16 protein-coding genes and 1 pseudogene are annotated in these 14,979 nt (G+C 67.8%); 14 read left to right on the top strand and 3 right to left on the bottom strand.

Features of this window, described 5'->3' with window-relative positions; translation table 11 throughout:
- Together JWN03_RS43955 and JWN03_RS43950 are read left to right on the top strand one after the other, a co-directional pair.
- Positions 1-149, top strand: a pseudogene (locus tag JWN03_RS43955) (NAD-dependent epimerase/dehydratase family protein); the annotation flags it as partial.
- Complete coding sequence (locus JWN03_RS43950) at positions 146-1,159, top strand: lysophospholipid acyltransferase family protein (protein WP_297628674.1); 1,014 nt, start codon at positions 146-148, stop codon at positions 1,157-1,159. The pseudogene JWN03_RS43955 and the gene JWN03_RS43950, both read left to right, overlap by 4 nt.
- Before the next feature lie 144 nt (positions 1,160-1,303).
- Here the strand turns inward: JWN03_RS43950 and JWN03_RS43945 are convergent, their stop codons facing one another.
- Positions 1,304-2,239 (bottom strand): HAD family hydrolase, encoded by a 936-nt coding sequence (locus JWN03_RS43945; protein WP_297628678.1) that lies wholly within the window; start codon positions 2,237-2,239, stop codon positions 1,304-1,306.
- Between the two features lie 200 nt (positions 2,240-2,439).
- On the opposite strand from JWN03_RS43945, the gene JWN03_RS43940 reads away from it, so the two are divergent.
- The 7 genes from JWN03_RS43940 to JWN03_RS43910 all read left to right on the top strand — a co-directional run bounded on the left by JWN03_RS43940 (position 2,440) and on the right by JWN03_RS43910 (position 9,041).
- Positions 2,440-2,700 carry a glutaredoxin family protein gene (locus tag JWN03_RS43940; RefSeq protein WP_297628672.1) on the top strand — a complete coding sequence of 87 codons (261 nt, stop codon included), beginning with the start codon at positions 2,440-2,442 and terminating at the stop codon, positions 2,698-2,700.
- Positions 2,701-3,040: 340 nt separating this feature from the next.
- Positions 3,041-3,886, top strand: a complete 846-nt coding sequence (locus JWN03_RS43935; protein WP_297628670.1) for a redox-sensing transcriptional repressor Rex — start codon at positions 3,041-3,043, stop codon at positions 3,884-3,886.
- The gene (locus JWN03_RS43930; protein ID WP_297628668.1) at positions 3,883-5,271 is read left to right on the top strand and encodes a glutamyl-tRNA reductase; all 1,389 of its coding nucleotides are present in this window, start codon (positions 3,883-3,885) and stop codon (positions 5,269-5,271) included. Before JWN03_RS43935 ends, JWN03_RS43930 begins: the two co-directional genes overlap by 4 nt.
- Positions 5,268-6,386 carry a hydroxymethylbilane synthase gene (gene hemC / locus JWN03_RS43925; protein WP_297628666.1) on the top strand — a complete coding sequence of 373 codons (1,119 nt, stop codon included), beginning with the start codon at positions 5,268-5,270 and terminating at the stop codon, positions 6,384-6,386. Before JWN03_RS43930 ends, hemC begins: the two co-directional genes overlap by 4 nt.
- 73 nt (positions 6,387-6,459) lie before the next feature.
- Positions 6,460-8,022, top strand: coding sequence for a bifunctional uroporphyrinogen-III C-methyltransferase/uroporphyrinogen-III synthase (locus tag JWN03_RS43920; protein ID WP_297628664.1), 1,563 nt, complete (start codon positions 6,460-6,462; stop codon positions 8,020-8,022).
- Positions 8,023-8,429: 407 nt separating this feature from the next.
- A complete protein-coding gene (locus tag JWN03_RS43915; protein ID WP_297628662.1) occupies positions 8,430-8,678 on the top strand; it encodes a hypothetical protein in 249 nt (82 codons plus the stop codon).
- Positions 8,679-8,804: 126 nt separating this feature from the next.
- Entirely contained in the window at positions 8,805-9,041 is a 237-nt protein-coding gene (locus tag JWN03_RS43910; RefSeq protein ID WP_297628660.1) for a hypothetical protein, read from the top strand.
- A 67-nt stretch (positions 9,042-9,108) separates the two neighbouring features.
- Here JWN03_RS43910 and JWN03_RS43905 read toward each other — a convergent pair whose 3' ends face one another.
- The gene (locus JWN03_RS43905; RefSeq protein ID WP_297628658.1) at positions 9,109-9,414 is read right to left on the bottom strand and encodes a hypothetical protein; all 306 of its coding nucleotides are present in this window, start codon (positions 9,412-9,414) and stop codon (positions 9,109-9,111) included.
- 163 nt (positions 9,415-9,577) lie between these two features.
- On the opposite strand from JWN03_RS43905, the gene hemB reads away from it, so the two are divergent.
- The 4 genes from hemB (at position 9,578) to JWN03_RS43885 (ending at position 12,109) form a co-directional block, all read left to right on the top strand.
- A complete protein-coding gene (gene hemB / locus JWN03_RS43900) occupies positions 9,578-10,555 on the top strand; it encodes a porphobilinogen synthase (RefSeq protein ID WP_297628656.1) in 978 nt (325 codons plus the stop codon).
- The gene (locus tag JWN03_RS43895) at positions 10,548-11,078 is read left to right on the top strand and encodes a hypothetical protein (protein WP_297628654.1); all 531 of its coding nucleotides are present in this window, start codon (positions 10,548-10,550) and stop codon (positions 11,076-11,078) included. The genes hemB and JWN03_RS43895 overlap by 8 nt, the downstream gene beginning before the upstream one ends.
- Before the next feature lie 258 nt (positions 11,079-11,336).
- On the top strand, positions 11,337-11,873 hold the full coding sequence (locus JWN03_RS43890; protein ID WP_297628652.1) for a hypothetical protein: 537 nt from the start codon (positions 11,337-11,339) through the stop codon (positions 11,871-11,873).
- On the top strand, positions 11,870-12,109 hold the full coding sequence (locus JWN03_RS43885; RefSeq protein ID WP_297628650.1) for a hypothetical protein: 240 nt from the start codon (positions 11,870-11,872) through the stop codon (positions 12,107-12,109). The genes JWN03_RS43890 and JWN03_RS43885 overlap by 4 nt, the downstream gene beginning before the upstream one ends.
- A gap of 144 nt (positions 12,110-12,253) precedes the next feature.
- Here the strand turns inward: JWN03_RS43885 and JWN03_RS43880 are convergent, their stop codons facing one another.
- The gene (locus JWN03_RS43880; RefSeq protein ID WP_297628648.1) at positions 12,254-12,646 is read right to left on the bottom strand and encodes a hypothetical protein; all 393 of its coding nucleotides are present in this window, start codon (positions 12,644-12,646) and stop codon (positions 12,254-12,256) included.
- A 237-nt stretch (positions 12,647-12,883) separates the two neighbouring features.
- Between JWN03_RS43880 and hemL the strand changes: the two genes are divergently transcribed.
- The gene (gene hemL, locus JWN03_RS43875) at positions 12,884-14,221 is read left to right on the top strand and encodes a glutamate-1-semialdehyde 2,1-aminomutase (RefSeq protein ID WP_297628646.1); all 1,338 of its coding nucleotides are present in this window, start codon (positions 12,884-12,886) and stop codon (positions 14,219-14,221) included.
- Positions 14,222-14,979: the final 758 nt, after the last annotated feature.

Here is a 14,979-nt window from a genome sequence, read left to right as displayed (position 1 = left end):
GTTTTCAGCCGCGCTGGACCACAGTGCAGGCATTCGACGACTTCATAGGGGGCGCAGCGTTGCGGCCCGTGATCGATCCTCGCTGGATCGACGCCGCAGAGAACAAACTTCTCGGCCTGCTCGGGGCTGGGACGGGAGCACACCGATGAATGATGTAGCGAAGGTGATTCGTCTTCACGACGTGGATATCGAGGCGCGACATCGGCCGTCGCGGGTCTGGCCGGGTGAACCGGCCCTGAAGCCGGTGACCTCACTGACCGATAGGCTCGCCGAAGTCGAATCCCGGCAGCCGAAGTCGCTGAGCGAAATGATTCGGGGTGCGGTGGTCGAGGGGGTCGGCCGCACCGCGGATTTCGCGCGGCGCCGTCTGACCGGTGATTACCAGGTCGACGAATTCGGTTTGGACGAACACCTGCTGGAATCGGTGATCCTGCCGATGCTGCGCCCGCTGTCGGACCTGTGGTTCCGGGTGGAGGTCAGCGGTATCGAGAACATTCCGGAGGTGGGTGGCGCGCTGCTCGTCGCCAACCACGCGGGCACGGTGCCCATCGATGGGCTGATGCTGCAGCTGGCCGTGCACGATCGCCATCCCAAACAGCGGATGCTGCGACTGCTGGCCGCGGATCTCATTTTCGAGACGCCGGTGGTGGGCGGTCTCGCACGTAAGGCCGGGCATACCCTGGCCTGCCCTGCCGATGCCGAAAGGCTTTTGCGCGCAGGGGAAGTCGCGGGTGTGTTCCCCGAGGGCTACAAGGGCATCGGCAAGCCGTTCGGTGACCGCTACAAGCTGCAGCGTTTCGGCCGTGGCGGTTTCGTGGCGGCGGCGGTGCGCACCGGGGTGCCGATCATTCCGGTCTCGATCGTCGGTTCCGAGGAGATCTACCCGAAGATCGCCGACCTCAAGCCGCTCGCGCGCCTGCTGGGCATGCCGTATTTCCCGGTGACTCCGACGTTCCCGCATCTGGGCCCGCTGGGCGCGATTCCGTTCCCGTCGAAGTGGTACATCGAATTCGGTGAGCCGATTCCGACGGGCGAATACGAGCCCGAGGCCGCCGACGATCCGATGACAATGTTCGAGATCACCGACCAGGTCCGCGAAACCATTCAGGGCACGCTCTACAAGCTGCTGACAAAGCGCCGGAATCCGTTCACCGGCTAGGCGTTCGGCGGGGCGACAACTGATTTCGTGCCGATCGGGGTAACTCGTCGGGTACGAGCCAACTCGCCCCCACCCCACCGCCGGCGGCCGACGCAACCGTTGCCCCACCTGAGTTGGGCTTGAATTCTCGGAGAGGCGGGACAGCTAGCTTGCCTTGGCTTCGCGTTTGCGGCTGAGCACCGCGGCCGCCGCGCCGCCGGCCGCGCCGAGCGCAAGTGCCGTCGGCACACCGACTTTCGCGGCCTTGCGGCCGGTGCGGAAGTCCCGGATCTCCCAGCCGCGATTCTTGGCGACCTCGCGGAGGTCGGCATCGGGATTGATGGCCACCGCGGTGCCGACCAGCGAGAGCATGGGCACGTCATTGTGGCTGTCGGAGTAGGCGGTACAGCGTTTGAGGTTCAGCCCCTCACGAATGGCGAGGGCGCGCACCGCATGCGCCTTGCCCAGCCCGTGCAGGATATCGCCGACCAGGCGTCCGGTGAACAGCCCGTCGCGACTCTCGGCGACGGTGCCCAGCGCGCCGGTGAGGCCCAGCCGTTTGGCGATGACCTGGGCCAGCTCCACGGGTGTCGCGGTGACCAGCCAAACCTGTTGTCCGGCATCGAGATGCATCTGCGCGAGCGCCCGCGTACCCGGCCAGATCTTGTCGGCGATGATCTCGTCGTAGATCTCCTCGCCGAGCGCCGCCAATTCGGCGGTGGGGCGGCCGGCGATGAACTCCAGGGCGCGCTCCTTACCGCTGCTCATATCGGCGCTGTTCTCTTTGCCGGTGACCCGGAATTTCACCTGTTTCCAGGCGATATCGACCAGATCCGAGGTCTTGAAGTATTTGCGTGCGGCCAGCCCGCGCGCGAAATGCACGATGGACGCACCCTGCACCATGGTGTTGTCCACATCGAAGAACGCGGCGGCGGTGAGATCACGCGGGATCGCGGGTCTCGGCTCGTCGTAGAGTGCGAGTTCGGCGTCGTGCAGGGCGAGCGCGGCATCGGCGCTGGCCTCGCCCGCCAGATTGGCGCGCACCTCTTCTTCGCTGGGACCGAACGGGCTTCGCGTGATTCGGGTGAACTGGTCCTGCAGACCCTGTCCCCAGCGGGGCGCGAATTCACCGAATCTGCCCGCGATCAAGCCCGACCGCGAGTCCTTCGAACCCTGTCCGGCCTCTTTCGATCGTTCCGGCACCAGTACCTCCGCCTGTTAGCGCGAACAAGTCCACAGTAACGCCCAGCGGTGACCGGGACGTAGACGCTGACTGACATGACGGGTGTTGAATAGTTTTCATGAGCGATTCCACCCCGTCTGTGACCCTGCTGACCCGCAATGGCTGCGGCCTCTGCGCGGTCGCGCTGGAGCAATTGCGCCCGATCTGCGCCGATTTCGGCATCGAGGTCGCGACCGTGGATGTGGACGAGGCCGCGGCCACCGATCCGGCGCTGCGCGCCGAATACGGTGATCGGCTGCCGGTGGTGCTGCTCAACGGACGTGAACACAGTTATTTCGATGTGGATGAGCCGCGCTTACGCGCCGACCTCGGCCGCTGAAACAGCGGGTCGTCCGGTTCGGTCCCCCCACCAGCCCGACGCCACCCCGTAACCGGGTGTTCGAGTGTTCGATGTCCGGCGCGTTGCGTAGCGGGTTCCACCTGAGCAGGGTTGAATGATCCCGGGGCAGGAGGCCCCCCGCAAAGTGACTGAATTCACCGACTTTGTGCAGGGCTTCACAAGCGGTTACGGTGGTGGCACGCAACCCGCTCTTCAGCGGAAGCGACCCCGAACCCCCGACTCGACCTCGTCTATAGGACCGCCCCGCGACGGTCACCGGTGTCGGGTCGACAAAAGCACCCGGACACTCACCCCCGGCCGGACGAGGAGCGCAAGCGACGTGACAGAGCAGCATGAGACGCCGAACAGTGGTGTCTCCGGCAAGGCTCTGCAGAAGGACATCCCGCAGGCCACAGTGGCGCGTCTGGCCACTTATCTGCGCGTGCTCGCCGTGCTCGCCGACGATGCTGTTGCCATCGTATCGAGTGAGGAACTGGCTGTCGCGGCGGGTGTCGGTTCCGCCAAGTTGCGCAAGGATCTTTCCTTCCTCGGACCCAACGGTGTTCGCGGTGTCGGATATGACGTGATCAAGCTTCGCGACCGCATCGAGGATGTGCTCGGACTCTCCGAGGGACATCGGGTGGTGCTGGTGGGCGCGGGCAATCTGGGCCGGGCCCTGGTCGGGTACGGCGGCTTCCGCCGCCGCGGTTTCGCCATGGTCGGCCTCTTCGACAATGATCCGGCGCTGATCGGTACGCCGGTGTGCGGTCTACCGGTGCGTGATGTGGCCGAATTGACCGGTGCGGTGGCCGAACTGGCGCCGACCATCGCGGTCATCACCACGCCGGACGCACATGCCCAGGCCGTCTGCGATCTGCTGGTCGCCGCCGGGGTGCTGTGCATTCTGAGCTTTTCGCCCGTCGCGCTGGACGCGCCGCCGCACGTAGAGGTGCGGCGCGTGGATCTCGCGGTGGAGATGCAGTTGCTGTCCTTCGAGCTGGCCCGCAATGCGGAGGCCGCCGGGGAGACGGTGAGCGTGGCCGCTGCGGGCGATCCGGTGGGCGTGCGCACGGCGCCCCGGAATGCGGCGGCGATGAACTGCACGCCGATAACGACTTCACATGCGGCAGCGCGGCCGTCGGGCGGCACTGAGACAGCCAGCAAGGGAGCGGTGGTCCAGCCATGAGTGTGCTTCTCGTCGGGATCTCGCATCGCAGCGCTCCAGTTGCGGTGCTGGAGAAGATCGCGATCACCGAGCACGATCGCCCCAAGCTGACCGAGAAGATGCTGGCCTCCAGCCATGTCTCCGAAGCGATGATCGTCTCCACCTGCAATCGCGTCGAGATCTACGCCGTGGTCGACGCCTTCCACCCCGCGCTGGGGGAGATCAGCGAGCTGCTGACCAAGCATTCGGGGCTGCCACTGCCCGAGCTCACCAAGTACGCCTACGTGCGCTACGCCGAGGCCGCCGCCGAGCATCTGTTCGCCGTGGCCTCCGGCCTGGATTCGATGGTGATCGGTGAGCAGCAGGTGCTCAGCCAGATTCGCGCCGCCTATGCGGCCTCCGATTCGCAGCAGGCATCCGGGCGCACCCTGCACGAGCTCGCGCAGCATTCGCTGCGGGTCGGCAAGCGGGTGCACTCCGAGACCGGGATCGACCGGGCGGGCGCCTCCGTGGTGTCGGTGGCGCTGGATCGGGCGCGGCTGGTGCTGGGTCCGCTGACCGGGCGCACGGCGCTGGTGCTGGGCGCGGGCGCCATGGGCGGACTCGCGGTGGCACAGCTCTCGCGGGCGGGGGTCGGGCGCATCATTGTAGTGAACCGGACGCTGGAACGTGCACAGCGCCTTGCCAATACGGCCACCACCATGCACGGTGTCGCCGCCGAGGCGCGGGATATCGAGCAGCTGGTCGAGGCCATGGCCGTGGCCGAAGTGGTGGTGACCTGTACCGGCGCGGTGGGCACCGTGGTGAGCATCGCCGATGTGCACAATGCGCTCTCCGCCGCCGATTCGACCGCACAGCTGGTCATCTGTGATCTGGGCCTGCCGCGCGATGTGGATCACGCGGTGGCCGGACTGCCCGGTGTGACGGTCATCGATATGGAGACGCTGCAGCGGGATCCGTCGGCAGGCGCGGCCGCCGACGACACCGCCGCGGCGCGCACCATCGTCGCCGAGGAACTCACCAAATACCTTGCCGGACAGCGCATGGCCGAGGTCACCCCGACCGTCGCCGCGCTGCGGCAGATGGCCGCCGATGTGGTCGAGGGCGAGCTGCTGCGCCTGGACTCCCGACTACCCGGGCTGGACGCCGCGCACCGCGAAGAGGTCGCTCGCACCGTGCGCCGCGTGGTGGACAAGCTGCTGCACGCGCCGACGGTGCGGGTCAAGCAGTTGGCGTCCACGCCCGGTGGTGACAGCTATGCCGAGGCCTTGCGGGAGCTGTTCGAACTGAAACCCGGTGCGGCGCAGGCGGTTGCGGCGCCGATGGAGATCTCCGCGCCGGCCGGTCAGTTGGCCGACGATTTCACCGCCGCCCATTCGGGGGACGAACAGGGGCTGACCGCATGACCGGAGCGATGGTGCAGGACACACAGACAGGGCGGGAAGCCGTGCCCGAAACAGGTACCGATGCAGTGCACCGTGCAGCGCACGAAACGGTGCACAGCACAGCACGTGGAACAGTCGATGCCCCGTGGCGGATCGGTACCCGCGGCAGTCTGCTGGCTCTGACCCAGGCCGGGCATGTGCGCGATGCGCTGGTCGGCGCCGGGCAGCAGGCCGAACTGGTGATCGTGAAGACCGCCGGTGACAAGTCCTCCGCACCGGTGCAGACCATCGGCGTCGGTGTCTTCACCGCCGCCCTGCGCGACGAATTGGCCGCGGGCACAGTCGATATCGCGGTGCACTCGTACAAGGATCTGCCCACCGCGCAGGATCCGCGCTTCGATATCGCGGCCATTCCGCCGCGTGCGGATCCGCGCGACGCGCTGGTGGCCCGCGACGGCCTGGTGCTGGGCGAGTTGCCCGCGGGTTCCCGCATCGGAACCTCCGCGCCGCGTCGCGCCTCACAGCTGCTGGCCCTGGGCCTCGGTGTCGAAATCGTGCCGCTGCGCGGCAATCTCGACACCCGCATTGCCAAAGTTGCCAATGGTGAACTCGATGCCGTGGTGGTGGCGCGGGCCGGGCTGGCCCGCATCGGCCGCCTGGACGCCGTCACCGAATCGCTGGAGCCGGTGCAGATGCTGCCCGCTCCGGCGCAGGGTGCGCTGGCGGTCGAATGCCGCAGCGAGGACACCGAACTCGTCACCATCCTGTCCGCTCTCGACGATGTCGGCACCCGTGCCGCGATCACCGCGGAGCGGTCGCTGCTGGCCGAACTGGAGGCGGGTTGCACCGCCCCGATCGGCGCGCTGGCCGAGGTCGTCGAATCTCTCGACGATGACGGCAGAGTGATAGACGAACTGTCGCTGCGCGGTTGCGTGGCGGCGATCGACGGCTCGGACACCATCCGGGCTTCTGTGGTCGGCTCGCTCGCGGATGCCGCGGAACTGGGCCGGGCACTGGCGCGTGAGCTCTTGGAGCTGGGGGCGCGCGACCTGCTCAGTGACCCCGGAGATGCGAACCCGGGGGCCGAGCCATCCGACGACAGCAGCAATCCCAGCCCAATGGAGAATATTCGATGAGCGAGCGCAGCGAACGAATCATAGGCACAGCGCCTTCGGGCACGGCTGCGCTGAGCGTCAGCGAGGTGCAGCTGTGAGCCGAGCGACGAAGAAGCACCCCGGCCGGATCCTTTTCGTTGGGTCAGGTCCGGGCGATCCGGCGCTGTTGACGGTGCGTGCGCGTGAAGTGATCGCGCGTGCCGAGCTGGCGTTCACAGATCCCGATGTCGACAAGGGCGTGCTCGCCCTCATCGGCAGCGCCGCCGAGCCGGGCCCCGACGGGGAGCTTCCCGTCGATGTGCGTCCCGCGCTGGGCGACCCGGCCGAGGTGGCCAAGACGCTGATCGCGGAGGCCCGTAACGGCTTCGACGTGGTGCGCCTGGTCTCCGGTGACCCGCTGACCACCGATTCGGTGATCCAGGAGGTCAATGCGGTCACCCGCTCGCACCTGATGTTCGAGGTGCTACCGGGTCTGTCGGCCGGCACCACGGTGCCCGCCTACGCCGGTATCGAGCTGGGCTCCAGCCACACCGAGGTCGATGTGCGCGGTGAGGTGGACTGGGCGGCCGTCGCGGCCGCGCCCGGCCCGCTGGTACTGCACGCCACCTCGGGCCACCTGGCCGAGACCGCCAGCGCGCTGGTGGAACACGGTATGGCGCCGCAGACTCCGGTCGCGGTGACGGTGCGTGGCACCACGCGTCAGCAGCGCACCATCGACGCCACCCTGGCGACGCTGAACAATGCGGCTTCCGAAATGGTCGGCCCGCTGGTGGTCACCGTCGGCAAAGAGGTCGAGAAGCGTGCCAAGACTTCCTGGTGGGAGTCGCGTGCCCTGTACGGCTGGACCGTACTGGTGCCGCGGACCAAGGAGCAGGCCGGCGAGATGAGCGAGAAGCTCGTCATGCACGGCGCCATTCCCATGGAGGTCCCGACCATTGCCGTCGAGCCGCCGCGCAGCCCCGCGCAGATGGAGCGTGCGGTCAAGGGTCTGGTCGACGGCCGCTACCAGTGGGTGGTGTTCACCTCCACCAATGCGGTGCGCGCCGTCTGGGAGAAGTTCGGCGAATTCGGTTTGGACGCACGGGCTTTCTCCGGTGTGAAGATCGCCTGTGTGGGCGAGGCCACCGCGGAGAAGGTGCGCTCGTTCGGCATCAATCCGGAGCTGATCCCCAGCGGTGAGCAGTCCTCCGAGGGCCTGCTGGCCGACTTCCCGCCCTACGACGACGTTTTCGATCCGGTGAACCGGGTGCTGCTGCCGCGCGCCGATATCGCCACCGAAACTCTGGCCGAGGGTCTGCGCGACCGTGGCTGGGAGATCGACGATGTCACCGCGTACCGCACCGTGCGGGCTTCCCCGCCTCCGGCGGAGACCCGCGAAATGATCAAGACCGGCGGTTTCGACGCGGTGCTGTTCACCTCGTCCTCCACCGTCCGGAACCTGGTCGGCATCGCCGGTAAGCCGCACGCGCGCACCATCGTTGCCTGCATCGGCCCCAAGACCGCCGAAACGGCAATCGAATTCGGCCTGCGTGTGGACGTGCAGCCCGAAATCGCCCAGGTCGGCCCGCTCGTCGAATCCCTCGCCGAGCACGCCGCCCACCTGCGCGCCGAGGGCCTGCTGCCCCCGCCCCGCAAGAAGAGCCGCCGCAGCCGCTGAGGCTGTCGCATTCGACCCGAACGGGCCCCGCATCCAACGATGCGGGGCCCGTTCGCTGTTCGAACCGTGCCCGTGCCCCGTCGCGCCGCATCACCACTGCGCGGTCGGCATTCATGCGCGCACTGCCGAGCTGCATCGTGTGGTGCGCGCCCGGCCGGGCTGCATCGTGTGGTGCTTGGCCGGATTGTGTGATGCCGAGCCGCTTCGTGTGGTGCCTGGCCGCCTCGTGTGGTGCCTGGCCGCTTCGTGTGGTGCCTGGCCGGGCCGTTTGTGTGGTGCCTGGCCGGGCCGTTCGTGTGGTGCCTGGCCTGGCCGGGTGACCGCTGCCCATGGAAATGCGGTCGTTTCATATTGCTTGCCGGGCAATAGAGTTCCCCCGGTATTCGATCTTCGAAAGGTGAACGCCCATGAAGCGCACGGCAGCTGGCTTGCTCGCGATGACCGGAATCTCCCTCGCCGTGGTGCTGTCGCCGGCGGCCTCGGCATCCCCCGCAGGGCTGTCCCTGGACCAGGCCCCGGTCGCGGTGCAGGTGTCGCCGATCGTCACCGGCACCGACTCGGGCAGTGCGGCCGGGCAGGGGCTTGCGTTCCTGCTGAAGTGCCTGACCACCGGTTCGGGTACGCCGGGCACCACCGGTAACGGCTGCCTGCAGTAGCGGCGCAATACCGCGCCGAGCGGCGGAGGTCCTCCCGCACCCTCCGGACGGGAGGACCTCGGCTGTTCAGCGCGTGGCCTGCCTGCGGTAACCGTCCTTGATCAAGCTCACGGAATGGCGTTCGACATGAACCAAACAATTGTGAAATCCGCTGTCGCGGTGGTGTTTTCGACCGGGTTGCTGATCGGCGGGATCAGCCCCGCGTTCGCTGCTGCGAACGATACTGCGGCACCCGTCGCGGACACCGGATCCAGCTCGGCGTCCTCGGCGGCGGGTCTGCTGCTCGCTCCGCTGCTGTGCAGGCTGAGCGGTGGTACGTACACCGGCTCCGGCGAGACGACCACGGCCACCTGCACCCACTGACACTCCGAGCGCGATCAGGCCCCCTCGTACAGGCGAGGGGGCCTTCGTCATCCCTGCTTCAGGCAGGTCAGCGCTGGGCCTGCATCATGCGGCGGACCATGCGGCACGTCGCATCCGAGGGCCAGTGCAGGCCGACGGTTTCCGCTGTGTCCCTGATTCTTTCGTTCGTGGCCTCATCGGGGCTGAACGAGCCGGAATCGAGCAGTGCGATGGCCAGGCGCATGGCCTTGAGCCGCCGATTGTGCGAGATGTACCACGAGCGCGGCCGCCCCGCGGGTAGTGGCTGCTTGGCCAAAGGCGTCCAAGCGTGATCGATGACGTCCCCCCGCCTGGGCACTCCCGCCTTATCGGACATGGATTTCTTGCTGGACATATTTGATACGGCTGCGAGCACGGCCAATCCTCCCGTCGCGATCAAGGGTCCCGGCGAACGAATCTCGCCGCGAACTCTTCGAACACATCTTCGATTCTACTCGGGGGCACCGACATATACAGGCCCCCGCGAGCCCGCCGCGGCGCGGGCATATCATGCGACTATGACCGGAATGGACCGCCCACGGCGGTTGCGCCGTACCCCTGCGCTACGCCGTCTGGTGGCCGAAACCACCCTGCAGCCACGGCAATTGATCCTCCCCATGTTCGTCGCCGACGGGCTCGATGAACCGCGCGAAATCTCCTCTATGCCAGGCGTTTTCCAGCATTCGATGGATTCGCTGCGCAAGGCGGCCGTCGAAGCCGTCACCGCCGGCGTCGGCGGTCTCATGCTGTTCGGCGTGCCGCGCAGTGAAGACAAGGACGCGACCGGCAGTCAGGCCAGCGATCCGGACGGCATTCTCAATCGCGGTCTGCGGGCGCTCGTACACGAGGTCGGCGGCTCGACGGTGGTCATGGCCGACACCTGCCTCGACGAATTCACCGACCACGGGCACTGCGGCGTCCTCGACGACCACGGCGCCGTCGACAATGACGCGACGCTGCGCCGCTACGTCGAGATGGCGCTCGCGCAGGCCGAAACCGGCGCCGACCTGCTCGGCACCAGCGGCATGATGGACGGCCAGGTCGGCGCCATCCGGGCCGGGCTGGATGCCGCCGGGCAGACCGACACCGGCATCCTCGCCTACGCCGCCAAGTACGCCTCCGCCTTCTACGGCCCGTTCCGGGAGGCGGTGGGTTCCTCGCTGGAGGGCGATCGCCGTACCTACCAGCAGGATCCGGCCAATCGGCGCGAGGCCATCCGCGAACTGGAACTGGATCTGGCCGAGGGCGCGGACATCGTCATGGTGAAACCCGCCATGTCGTATCTCGATATCCTGCGCGATGTGGCGGACCGCTCGACCGTTCCGGTCGCGGCCTATCAGATCTCCGGCGAGTACGCGATGATCACCGCGGCCGCGCAGAACGGGTGGATCGACCGCCGCGGCGCCATTCTGGAATCCCTGCTGGGCATCCGGCGGGCGGGCGCCGATATGGTGCTCACCTACTGGGCTACCGAAGCGTCGCACTGGCTTGCGTGACCAACTGCTTGCCGTGAATCCGATGCCGCCCCCGGTGATTCCGCGCCCGGTCCCCGAAGATGTGCGCACCGCGGGCCTGCTCTGGTACCTCGCCCTGGCGGTCGGTGCCGTGCAGGCGATCGCGTCGCTGATCGCCTCGATCGGGCAGCGGCGGGAGCTGGCGCAGCAGATGTTCGACCAGGTGCAGGGGCAGCAGCCGGTCACCCTGGCCGAGGTGCAGGTGTGGATCATGGTGCTGCTAGTGCTCGTCGCGGTGTTCTGGCTGGTGCTGACCGGGGCCGCGGTCGCGTTCGTGTATCAGCTGCCGCGCGGAAAGAGCTGGGCGCGAAGCGTACTCACCGGATTCGCGGTATTCCTGCTGCTCGGGGCGGCGGGCACGCTCATCGGATCGGGCGCCAAACCCGGTGTGGCGGCGGTGGTCGCCGGGTGTGCCGGAATCGTGCAGGCGGTGCTCGCCGGCGGAGCCGTATTCCTGTGCTACCGAAAGGAATCCGAGCTCTTCTTCCGGCCGGGGCCGCGGTGAGGACCGTGAAGTTTGTTACAGGCGTACTACCGGGTATGGTGAGGGCTGTCACAGAGAGTTCGGGAACCGGAAGTCGCTCCTTATGCGTTCGGCTCCGGAGAGGCGGAGGCAACGATGCGAGTGGTGATCCAGCAGCCGCACAGCCTTCGGCGCGATGTGCTGGGGTTGAGTCTGCTCTTCCTGTTCGGATTGCTCACCCTCGCAGTGCTGTTGATTCCGGGTCTCTTCGGCTGAGCGCGGTCCCGCTAGATTCTCACTATGAGTGAGTCCGCTGCGAACGTTCTGTTCTCCGAGCCGGGTGCGCGCTATCGCACCATTGCCTACGGTCCCGTGCTGTGTGGACTGATCCTGGTGGTCGAGGTTATTCGCGGCGGCGCGGTGCACTGGTTCGGACTCGTCTTCTGCGGGCTGCTGCTGGCCGGTTTCGTCTGGCTGCAGGTGATTGCCGGAAAGCGGCACATCAGTATCGAACTGACCCCCGACACGCTGCGCGAAGGCGCCGAAACACTGCCGCTGAGCAGCATCGCCGCGGTGTTGCCGGAAACTGACGACGAGTCCTGGGATTATGAGGACTGGGAGTCGGCGCGGGCGCTCGGTGAGCTCAGCGGAGTACCGCGGCGGCGCAAGGGTATCGGACTGAAATTGCGGGACGGCGGCCTGGTGCAAGCCTGGGCGCGTGACCACTACACACTGCGGACCGAACTGACCGCGGCCGTGGAACAGCTCAACGGCGCTGCCGCGAAGCCGGCCGAGGCCGAGCAGGCCGAGAGCGACGAGGAGAAGGAGGCGCGATGATGCGATGGCTCGCTGTACTCGCCGAATTCGTGCTCACGCCGCTGCTCGTGGTGGCCGCGGTGTGGTGCTGGCGCAATGGAATTCACACCGGATGGTTCGCGGCGTCGGGGGATGCGCCCGGATATTCGGCCTCGCGATATTCGGGGCCGTGGCTGGCCGGGGCAGCGGTCGTGATGACCGTGGCCGGGCTGGTATTGCTCGATCTGGTGGCACGCGTTTTCCGGCTTGCCCGCTGAAAGTGCTCCGCCGCGCGGACAATGGACGCCATGACGCCCACTTCCTGGCAGGACCTGCTTCCGGCGCCCCTGGATTGCCTGATCTCCACCGGCTGGGCCGCCTTCTGTTTGGGAGTGCCGCTGTCCTAGTGGCACTCCCGTCGGTCAGCCCCAGTTCTGGTAAATATCCAGCACGCGCCCGCCGTGTGTGCCGGGGGCGTTGAAGTACATGACGACTGAGCCGTCGGGGTGATCGGCGGCCTCCGCCACCACCTGCCGCAGGGAAGCGTGCACACCGCCGTTTTCGTCCTTGCGGATCGAGGTGTCCGGCTGCAATCCCGCGCCCATTCGACTCAGCGGCACGAACATGCTCACGACTGCGGGCATCGGCCCGTCCGCTACCGCGGCCGTTTCGTCATGCGACAACGTCACACCGATCCGCCCCTGGTCGAACTGGGCGAAAGGCGCTCCCGCGGACGCCTGCCCGGCCCCGGCGACCAACGCCACCCCGACTCCCGAAACCGCAACCAATCCCGCACCGAACCGCGCAATCCGCATACCGTCCCGCTCTCTCTCGACGACGCCCCTACCTCGAAAGATTACGCACCAGCAACTATCTAGCAATCGAAGTTGCACTCAAACGACTCCTGCGTGTTGCCGCTCGGTCTCCGGGGGCGTGGCCAGCGGATGCGGGAGTAGGCGCGGGGTGCGAGGATTGCGGGTTCGGCGTGGGGTGGCGCACATCCACTACACCCTGTCGTCGATGGTGTTGCGCGGGCTGAGAGACTGGGTGCCGTGAGTTCTTCTCCGCGTGTGAGCCAGGCGTCGGTGCCGGTCTCAGCCCAGCTTTTCGAACGCGCCGCGGCGGTCATTCCCGGTGGCGTGAATTCGCCGGTGCGGGCCTTCAATTCGGTGGGCGGGACGCCGCGGTTCATGGCTTCCGCGCGCGGCTGCACGCTGACCGATGCCGATGGCAACGAATACGTGGACCTGGTGTGTTCATGGGGCCCGATGATTCTCGGGCACGCGCATCCGGAGGTTGTCGAGGCGGTGCAGCGGGCTGCGACCGGTGGCCTGTCCTTCGGCGCGCCGACCGAGGCCGAGATCCTGCTCGCGGAGGCCATTGCGGCGCGGGTCGAACCCGTCCAGCGAGTGCGACTGGTGAACTCGGGCACCGAGGCCACCATGAGCGCGGTCCGGCTGGCCCGCGGATTCACCGGTCGATCCAAGATCGTCAAATTCAGTGGCTGCTATCACGGGCATGTGGATGCGCTGCTCGCCGATGCCGGTTCCGGCCTCGCGACGCTGGGCCTGCCCACCTCGCCCGGTGTCACCGGTGCGCAGGCGGCCGACACCATCGTGCTGCCCTACAACGATCTCGAGGCCGTGGCCGCCGCCTTCGCCGCTCATCCCGGTGAGATCGCGTGCGTGATCACCGAGGCCGCGGCGGGCAATATGGGCGCGGTCGCGCCGCTGCCCGGATTCAATGCGGGTCTGCGCAAGCTCACCGAAGACAATGGCGCGCTGCTCATCATGGACGAGGTGATGACCGGATTCCGGGTCAGCGCGTCCGGGTGGTACGGCCTCGAAGGTGTGGCCGGCGACCTCTATACCTTCGGCAAGGTGATGAGCGGTGGCCTGCCCGCCGCAGCCTTCGGCGGTCGCGCCGACATCATGAATCGGCTGGCCCCGCTGGGCCCGGTGTATCAGGCGGGCACGCTCTCCGGGAATCCGGTCGCGGTCGCGGCGGGCTTGGCCACGCTGCGCGCCGCCGATGATCAGGTCTACGCGGCCCTGGACCGGAACTCGAAGCGGCTCGGCGCGCTGCTCACCGACGCTCTCGCGGCCGAAGGTGTCCGGCATCAGGTGCAATTCGCGGGCAATATGGTGAGCGTGTTCTTCGCTGACGCCCCGGTCACCGACTATGCCGCCGCCAAGGCCGCCGAGACCTGGCGTTTCCCCGCCTTCTTCCACGCCCTGCTCGAGGCCGGCGTGTACGCGCCGCCGAGCGCTTTCGAGGCCTGGTTCGTTTCCGCGGCACTCGACGAGGACGCATTCGATCGCATCGCCGCCGCCCTCCCCGCCGCCGCGCGCGCCGCGGCCGCCGCCACCCCCGAAGGATCCGCCGCGTGAGCTCAAATCCCGAGACCGGCCTACCCGCCCCCGCGCCCCACCCGCTCTCGCCCGCCGAGGCCGCCCGCCTCCTCGACTCCATCCGCCAGGCGGAAGAGGAACTGGCCGAAACCGGCGAAAACATCGCCGTCTCGCTCCCGGCCGAAACCCCTGCCCCCGCAGCAACTCCCGCCGCACCGAAGGCGCGCAAACGCCGCCCCGCGCCCGCCGCCGCTGAAACCGGCTCCGCCGCAAAGAAGTCCGCGTCGGCCAAGGCCGCCGCCCCGGCATCGCCGCGCCCAGCAGTCGTCTTGGAGCAGCCCGCCCCCGAGGCGACCGGAAAGCAGGCTGTAGCGGTCGCCGAGTCTGTCAGCGCGGAGGCTGCCAATCCGCAGTCCGGGCCGGCTGCCGCTGAAGCCGTGGATGCGCAGGCCGAGCCGGGCGCCGCCGTGGAGACCGAGTCGTCGGCTGCTGACCTGGCCGCCGCCGTCGCCGGGTGGGCAGCCGCTTCGACCGAATCCGCGCCGGTTGCAGAAGACGCTGTGCAGCCCGAGTCGGTCGCTGTTGCAGCCGAGACCGCACCGGGTGCAGAAAACGTCGTCCAGCCTGAGCCGGTTGTCGTTGCTGCCGAATCCGCTGCGGATACGGATGAGTTTGCTGCTGTTGCCGCAGAATCCGAGGGGATCGGGTCGGGCGAGTCCGAGGCCGCCTCGTCGGATGTGAGCGCGACCGCGCCCGATGCGGCGGACAGCGGTAGATCGCCGCTGGCGAGCGGGGTG

Origin of the sequence: Nocardia sp., from assembly GCF_025465275.1 — a bacterium.
In the GTDB taxonomy this organism is placed as follows: Bacteria; Actinomycetota; Actinomycetes; order Mycobacteriales; family Mycobacteriaceae; genus Nocardia.
This window is presented reverse-complemented; position numbering and strand designations above follow the sequence as displayed.